The 7,951-nt window shown below is 31.6% G+C and carries 5 protein-coding genes; all 5 read left to right on the forward strand.

Annotated elements, in window-relative coordinates:
* The first annotated feature begins 444 nt into the window (after positions 1-444).
* A complete protein-coding gene (locus tag ACHABW_RS24895) occupies positions 445-897 on the forward strand; it encodes a phospholipase D-like domain-containing protein (protein ID WP_435759612.1) in 453 nt (150 codons plus the stop codon).
* A gap of 438 nt (positions 898-1,335) precedes the next feature.
* Positions 1,336-2,607 (forward strand): TniQ family protein, encoded by a 1,272-nt coding sequence (locus ACHABW_RS24900; RefSeq protein ID WP_435759614.1) that lies wholly within the window; start codon positions 1,336-1,338, stop codon positions 2,605-2,607.
* The gene (locus ACHABW_RS24905) at positions 2,594-5,323 is read left to right on the forward strand and encodes a TnsA endonuclease N-terminal domain-containing protein (RefSeq protein ID WP_435759616.1); all 2,730 of its coding nucleotides are present in this window, start codon (positions 2,594-2,596) and stop codon (positions 5,321-5,323) included. Before ACHABW_RS24900 ends, ACHABW_RS24905 begins: the two co-directional genes overlap by 14 nt.
* Positions 5,323-6,450: an AAA family ATPase gene (locus ACHABW_RS24910; protein ID WP_435759618.1), complete on the forward strand. Its 1,128-nt coding sequence runs from the start codon at positions 5,323-5,325 to the stop codon at positions 6,448-6,450. The genes ACHABW_RS24905 and ACHABW_RS24910 overlap by 1 nt, the downstream gene beginning before the upstream one ends.
* An 88-nt stretch (positions 6,451-6,538) precedes the next feature.
* Positions 6,539-7,951 (forward strand): TniQ family protein (locus ACHABW_RS24915; RefSeq protein ID WP_435759620.1); only part of this gene is annotated, 1,413 nt, incomplete at its 3' end.

A 7,951-nucleotide genomic window follows, 5' to 3' on the forward strand; every position in this document is an offset into this window, starting at 1 on the left:
ATTGTGTGTGACTTGAAGCATAATATTGCCGTTTTGGCAAGGATATGCTTCTAAAAACTTAAGGCAAGAATATACTTCAATTAGTGAAATATTTTGTCATTTTGCAACAATATCACAAGGATTTTAGAATACATAGAAATCGCACTCCACACTTTGGTGGTCATCCAGGGAGGAGACTGCAGAACACCCAAATAGTCACATGTATATAGAAGTTATAAATATTGAGTAATTCTTTTTGAAGTGTTGCTCTGGCCAATTAATATTGACAAAAACAACATAAGCTACATAGCAAATGCAGAGTATGCAACATGACATTAAGCCTCGTCGGATATGTGCTTTCGACCAAGATGCTGTTCTCTATGGCTTAGCTAAGACAAAAAAGTTAAAGGGTATTTTAGATATACTGGCATCATCAATTTATATGGAAACAGGAAATTATGAATTTTGGGATTACATATTAAGCCCAAACCTGTTGAACTCGAAAGTGAAGAAATTATAGAACATGATGTAGTCTTTGATGAAATTAAAGACTCAATAACTCAAGGAATCCGAAATGCAAAATATACGATTTGGATTGCTGTAGCATGGTTTACTGATAAAGATATATTTCATGAGTTATTTCTTAGAAAAGAGGCAGGTGTGAATATACGTATAATTACTTCTGATGCAGATACCAATAGATTTTTGATGGAGAAATTGAAAAGTAATTTTGATACTATGCAGGTGTCACGAATTGGAAAAAACATGTTTCATGATAAATTTTGTATTATTGATTTGGAATATGTTATGCATGGTTCTTATAATTGGAGTGAGAATGCTCGAAGTAATGATGAAACCTGGTCTACTGCGCTTGACCATGAATTTGTAAGGAAATTTGCGGATGAGATTATATATTGAAAACAGAAATTAATCATTTTTACTATTAATTATCAGCCTTACTTTCGTCAAAACCTTACTTTTGCTGGTGAAAACAAAAGTAGATTAATTTGGTCATGAATCATGTTTTAAAAATAAGTGAACCCTTCCTTAATTGAAGGTATAATAGAATAAATATAACTAGGTGAAAAAGATGAATATGATTTTTCAATAAATAGCAATTCTGCCGAACGGGGCAGAGTTGCTTTTTTGTAAAGTTTTATGAAGTTGGTTTTATTAATTAATGGGAGTTGGTAGTAGAACAAAACGCAACAACTGTGATTAAGACTATCTAATTTGAAATAGTGAAAATAGGAGGGGATATTGAGTAGCTCAGTTAGGTACTAAGCAACAGAGAGTAAATGTATAGAATCAAATCCATTGTATATAATACCCCGTAAAAGTAAGGGGCGGAAATTCATGGAAAGAAATATTCTTTACAACTTAAAACCAGTTGGAATTGGCACGCCTTATGTTGAATCGTTAACAAGTTATATAACAAGGATAGCAGATGCTCATTGTGTTCTCACAGGTGACATAATTTCAAGGATTTATGCCCCATATTTAAACAAAGAATATTTATCTAAAATCTCTAAGCGAGGTGGAGGATTTTATGATTCTGCAATTGGTATCAATGGAGTGGGAAAATTAGCATATGAGTTTAGTGAATTAACGAATAAATTAACAGGTAGAAAAGATTTAAGTAATATAACTTTAAAAAATTGGTCGGAGCTATTACCAAACAGAGGTTTATTAAGAAAAACTAAATCATGGTGTCCTATATGTTATGAAGAATCTAAATTAAACGACATGATTATACATGACCAACTGATATGGAACTTTCAAGTAGTTAATTATTGCCTAAAACATAAGACTCTACTTTTAAATACTTGTAAAAACTGCAAAAATACAGTGCCAATAATTGACAGAAAATCATTACCAGGTTTCTGCTCAAGATGCGGGAAATGGTTGGGATTTATCCCTTCTATTGAAGAAAATATAAAAGATAAAAGTGAAATCTTATCCGATGTTTTTTTAATAGGAGAATTATTATCTAAAAATGATCTTGCTGTTAATAATGTTTCATTATTTGAATCGCTTAGATACTATGTTAATGAAGGATTTAATAAGTCACCATTGGATGCAGCTAAATATTTTGAAATACCTAAATCAACTTTTATGACATGGATGTCTAGTAAAAATCTTCCTAGTATTCATTATTTAATCCATATGTGCAAAATACTCGGGATTTCAATAGTAGGATTTCTTCAAAAACAAGAACCTGTCATACAGGTACGTTCAACTGAAAGCTTTGTGAAAGTTAATAAGAAATATGATCATGATGAAATTAAGTGGACTCTCAAAAGGGTTATTGAGGATAAGCATCCAGTGTCAATTAGTGGTGTAGCCAAAATGATTGGTTGTGATAGAAAACTACTTTCTGCAATGTATAAGATCGAATGTAGTCAAATTAAGGAAAATTACAACGTATATATACAATCGAAAAAGAAGGAAAGGTTTTCCGAAAAAAACCAAAAACTTAAAAACGTTTTTAATTTATTGGTTAACCAAGGGGTATATCCCAGTAGAAGAAGATTGGAAGAACATTTGGGTACCGGATTTCTGAAAGAAATAGCAATGAAAAAAAAGTGGAGTGAATTAAAAAGGAGTTGTATGTATGATAAATTATAATTTTGAATTATATTGCTATGAAAATAGGATTAGTGAGGAGACGAAAAATTACATCAATAAAAACATTAGAGATTCGGAACCTTCACGAAGAGTTCGAAGTAGAGTTGGGAATGTACCAGGATTTTATTCCAGTAAAAAGATGGGATTAACTATTCAATTTGAAAGCCACACACTTGAATTATGTGCAATATACTCAATGGAATTCGATAAACATGTTTACGAGTATTATGACCAGCCGGAAAGTTTTACAATAAATTATGTGAAAAATGAAAGGAAGATAGGTCATAAATATACAGCTGACTTTTTTGTAATCTCGGAAGATTTTATAGGGTGGGAAGAGTATAAGACAGATAAGGAGCTTTCCAAATTAATTGAAGAATCACCGGAGAGATATGTTTTAGATGAAAATGGGCAGTGGAGGTGTCCACCAGCCGAAGAATATGCAAAGAAAAAGGGGCTTTCTTTTAGGATTAGAAGTTCAAAAGAAATTAATTGGAACTTACAGAATAATGTTCGTTTTTTGGAGGACTACCTGTTAGAAGAAAGTCCTACTGTGTCCTTACTTAGTCGGAATATTATTCTTAATTACGTTAGGTCTAGACCAAATACCACTTTAGATGATTTGGTATCCCTTGAAGAGGTTACGTTCGCCGCAGATGATATATATAAACTTATTATTCTAGGGGAGATTTATGTAGATTTAGAACGGTTTCTCATCCTGAATTTTGACAAGTTTCCTATATATATAAATAAAGAAACCGCGAATGCTATCCTGAATGCCGAAAAATCAAAGAACAGCAAGGTTAATGAAAACTTAGAAAATGTGGTAAATATAGAAGTTGGCCAAAATATACTTTGGAATGGAAACCTCTGGACAGTTATAAACGTGGGAGAAACTCAAATTTCACTTTTAGATGAAACTGAAAAGACCGTTTCATTACCAATAAATGCATTTGAAGAATTAATAAAAATGGGTGTTATTACATCATTTAATAATAAAGTGTCAAATGAGAATGAAGAAAATGATTATATAGAGATTATAAAAACAGCAAGTCCTGATGATCTTGCTAAGGCTAACGAGAAGTATTTCAAGTTAAGTCAACATATGGATGGTGAAACTGTAGATGTTAAGCCAAGGACATTGAGACACTGGAAACAAAAATATTTGAAAGCTCAAAAAAAATATGGAAAAGGCTATATTGGTTTGATTTCAGCTAGGCATAAACAAGGAAATCGAACAAGGCGTATTAATGAAGATGTCATAGAATTAATTGATAAGTATATAAGTGAAGATTATGAAAATAAAAAACAACGAAATAAAACTTCTGTTTATAACTCGTTTAGAAATGAGTGTTTAGAAAAGGGGGTTGATCCTCCAAGCGACAAAACTTTTATAGCTCAAATTGAAAAACGATCTAAATACGAACAAGATAATAAAAGGAGAGGTCCAAAAGCATCCTACGATAAAGAGCCTGTTTATTGGGAATTATCCCTTACGACACCTAGACATGGTAGTAGACCTTTTGAGATTGCACATATCGACCATACAGAGCTTGATATTGAACTTATATGCTCAAAGACACAGAAAAATCTTAGCAGACCTTGGTTAACTTTATTAATAGATGCCTATTCACGAAGGGTATTAGCTTTTTATTTAACATTTGACCCTCCATCGTATAGATCATGTATGATGACAATCAGGGAGTGTGTGAAAGAATATTCAAGACTTCCAAAAACTTTAATAGTAGATGGGGGAAAAGACTTTCAAAGTACTTATCTAGACACTTTGTTAGCAACTTATAATTGTCATAAAAAGACAAGACCAGGGAGTAAACCAAAGTTTGGGTCTGTTTGTGAAAGGCTCTTTGGTACAACTAATACACAATTTATTTATAATCTAATCGGAAATACCCAATTAACGAAAAATGTTCGTCAAATGACAAATGGCTTTAATCCTCGTAATTTGGCTATATGGACTTTAGAAGCACTTTATGAAATTTCCAACCAGTGGCTTTATGAGATTTACGATCAACAACCACATACAACTCTTAATCAAAGTCCACGTGATGCCTATCAACAAAATATTAGAAAAACAGGTGAAAGAAAACAAACATACATTAGGTATGATACAAATTTTGAAATGCTCACTTTACCTACAACAACTAAAGGAACTGCTAAAGTTCAGCCCGGGCAGGGGATTAAGATAAATAATACTTATTATCACTCGTATGAGTTAACCAGTCCTCTTGTTGAAGGAGAGCAGATACCTGTTCGGTTCGATCCTTTTGACTATAGTAAGGCATATGCTTATGTTGGGAACTATTGGGTAATGTTGCATTCACAATATGAGATAGAGTTTGAAGGAAGATCTCAGAAAGAAATTAAACTTACTACCTCAGAAATAAGGAAGAGAAAGAGAGAAACACAAAAATCCAAAGCAACTAGTGTTTCTGCAGCTGAGTTAGCGAAGTTTTTGGTGAGTGTTGAAACTCAAGAGAATTTAGAAATTCAGAGGTTGAAAGATGAGGCAATAAAGAACTCCTTAAGGGTAATTAACGGTGGGGAAAGTCAGAATACTACCAATATTAACGCTGAAAAAGTATTTAAAAAAAATAAACATAATGCGGTTGATAAGGAAGTTACTCCTATGAGAAATAGCGGAACTAAGAAATCAGAAGATTTTTCTGAATTTAAAATGTATGGGGAGTTTTTCTAATGGATAAAGGTTTTCCAAAAGATATATTATTTCAAACAATGGAGGAAAGAATAAAATATTTTGAAAATAAGACTATTGCCCACCCTATGTTAGTTAATTCTTATAAGGATTTAATGGATAAAATTGATGTAGCTGTTAAAGGTAAAGTCCTATTGGTATATGGTCCAAGTGGTGTAGGTAAAACTACTTTGTTTTTAAAAGTAAGGGATCAGTTTTTTAAAAAATATTACAATGATATGATTCAGGATAAAGGAATTATTCCAGTTTTATCTGTAGAGACATTTGCTCCTGAAGATGGAAAGTTTGACTGGATTGATTTTTATTCAGAGGCTCTAAGGAATTTAGAGGAGATTCTGATTGATGAAAAAAGATTACCATTAAGTGATATGGGTGTGACTTTGCCAATTAAGCCAAATGAAAAAACAAAAAGAAAATTGCGTAAATCATTGGAAAATGCTATTAAATATCGAAAGGTAAAAGTTATCTTAATTGATGAAGCACAACACATGACCAAAGTGGGAAGTGCAAAAGGGTTGAGAAATCATATGGATGCTATAAAATCATTAGCTTCAAAATTTGGAGTTCCAATAATTCTGTTTGGAACTTATGAATTATTAAGTTTAAGAAATATAAATGGACAATTAGGAAGAAGGACTAGAGATATTCATTTTCCAAGATATAACTCAGAATTTCCAAAGGAGATAGAGGCTTTTAAAAATGTTCTTTGGGTATTTCAAAAGCATATTCCTTTACAAGATGAACCTGACCTTCTAAGTGATTGGAAGTATTTTTATAAACATACAGTAGGATGTGTGGGAACCCTTAGGGATTGGTTGTATGATACCTATCATTATAGTATGAAACTAAATGAGAAAACGAAAACATTGACGTTAACCGATTTTAAAAAGTTTGAACCAACAATTGACCAAGCATATACAATGGCAGAAGAAATTACTAAAGGAGAAAAACATCTTCTGGCTAAAAGAGAAGAGAAGGCAGATAAGCTCGATAGTTGGTTAAAGTTGGATCAGGTAGATGAAAAGGAAGATAAGAAAAGGATGACAAATAAGCGTCCGGGTGAGAGAAAACCAATGAGGGATAGGACAGGGACTGACCTTTTTAGATAGTCTTGTTGGATAATTTTGGTCAAATCAATATAAGTTAAAAAGTGAGTGAGTGTTATTTATGAATAGAATTATTTATGAGGACTTAGAGTTGGATAATTTAACATTGCCTCCTAGGAGTATCTTGTATAACTTGGTACCGATTGGATTGGGAACTCCCTATGTAGAGAGTTTATCCAGTTATATTTCACGTTTGGCGGATAGCCATAGTTTAAATGTAACGAAATTAGTATGTAATACATTTATTCCATTCGTTAAAAAATACCACTTAAAGCAGTCTTTTAAGAAAAATAGTTTAGGTAGGCTAATGAAACCTATTAATGGTAATAGCTCAATAAGCCTTGATTATGTTTCTGCATTAGAAGAGTTGACGACCAGAAAAGAGTTACTATATTTAACGATGAATTCATGGTCTGGTTTATTTTCAGATAATGTAATCGGTGATTATAGAAAATGGTGTCCTGTTTGTTTAGAAGAATGGAAAGACAAAGGCAAGGAAATTTATGAGCCACTTATTTGGTATATTAAAGGTATTGAGGTTTGTGACAAACATTATATAAGGTTAGAAGATAGATGTACGAATTGCGAAAAGCAATTGTCATTTCTGCATAATAATTTTATTGTAGGACATTGCCAATATTGTTTTACTTGGCTAGGTAATTGTAATAAAGGTTCTATTAATCCATCAGAATTCCAACTTTTTTTGTTAGATTCCTTTAAAGCTTTAATAGCAAATAACCAAAAACTAGATTACTTTCCTACTAACATAAAAATTGGAAAGGTACTGAAAAAAATAATAGATGAAAATAACTTTAGTAGTATAACTCAATTTGCAAAATATATAAACGTCCATCGAGCTGCTGTTCCATATTGGATTAAGAGTGAGAGAAAACCTACTTTGGAGTCAATGTTTAAAATTTGTAAAAAATTAAATCTAACAATCTATGATTTATTTTGCACGAATTCATTAATTAATGTTAATGTAAACATCCAAACAAATAAACGAACCAAATTAAACTTAAATGAATTAGAGTTAGTATTAAAAAATGCAGTAGAAAGTAATAGGAATATGAGTTTATATCAGCTATCATTAGAAAAGGATTTTGATATTAATACAACCAAGAGATATTTCCCAGATCTATGTAGAGATATTACTAATTCAAATTTAAAACATAAAAGAGATTGTCAAAATAAGAAAAAGAAGGAAGTTGAACAAAAATTAAAAATTGCATTGGAAAAAGAACGACCGATGAGTTTAAAGCAATTCTCATTGACTTTTGGCATTTCTATATATGATGTTAAAAAGTATTGTCCGGATTTATCAAAGAAACTTATAAATCGACTTTCAAGTTATAAGAGGAGGAGGAATAAGTTAAGGTCTGAAAAGATTAAAAATGAAATGAGAGAAGTCGTTTGGGAGTTGCATAAAAATGGTATTTACCCAAGTGATAAAGCTATTAGGAAAAAATTATCGAATCCAAATTTTTTAGTAGTCCCGGAATAT

It is taken from the genome of Salipaludibacillus sp. CF4.18 (assembly GCF_051262595.1).
In the GTDB taxonomy this organism is placed as follows: Bacteria; Bacillota; Bacilli; order Bacillales; family Salisediminibacteriaceae; genus Salipaludibacillus; species Salipaludibacillus neizhouensis.

Excerpts from the sequence above, each read along its gene's own strand:
- ACHABW_RS24910 (WP_435759618.1), top strand. The coding sequence starts at position 5,323 with ATGGATAAAGGTTTTCCAAAAGATATATTATTTCAAACAATGGAGGAA.
- ACHABW_RS24900 (WP_435759614.1), top strand. The coding sequence starts at position 1,336 with ATGGAAAGAAATATTCTTTACAACTTAAAACCAGTTGGAATTGGCACG.
- ACHABW_RS24905 (WP_435759616.1), top strand. The coding sequence starts at position 2,594 with ATGATAAATTATAATTTTGAATTATATTGCTATGAAAATAGGATTAGT.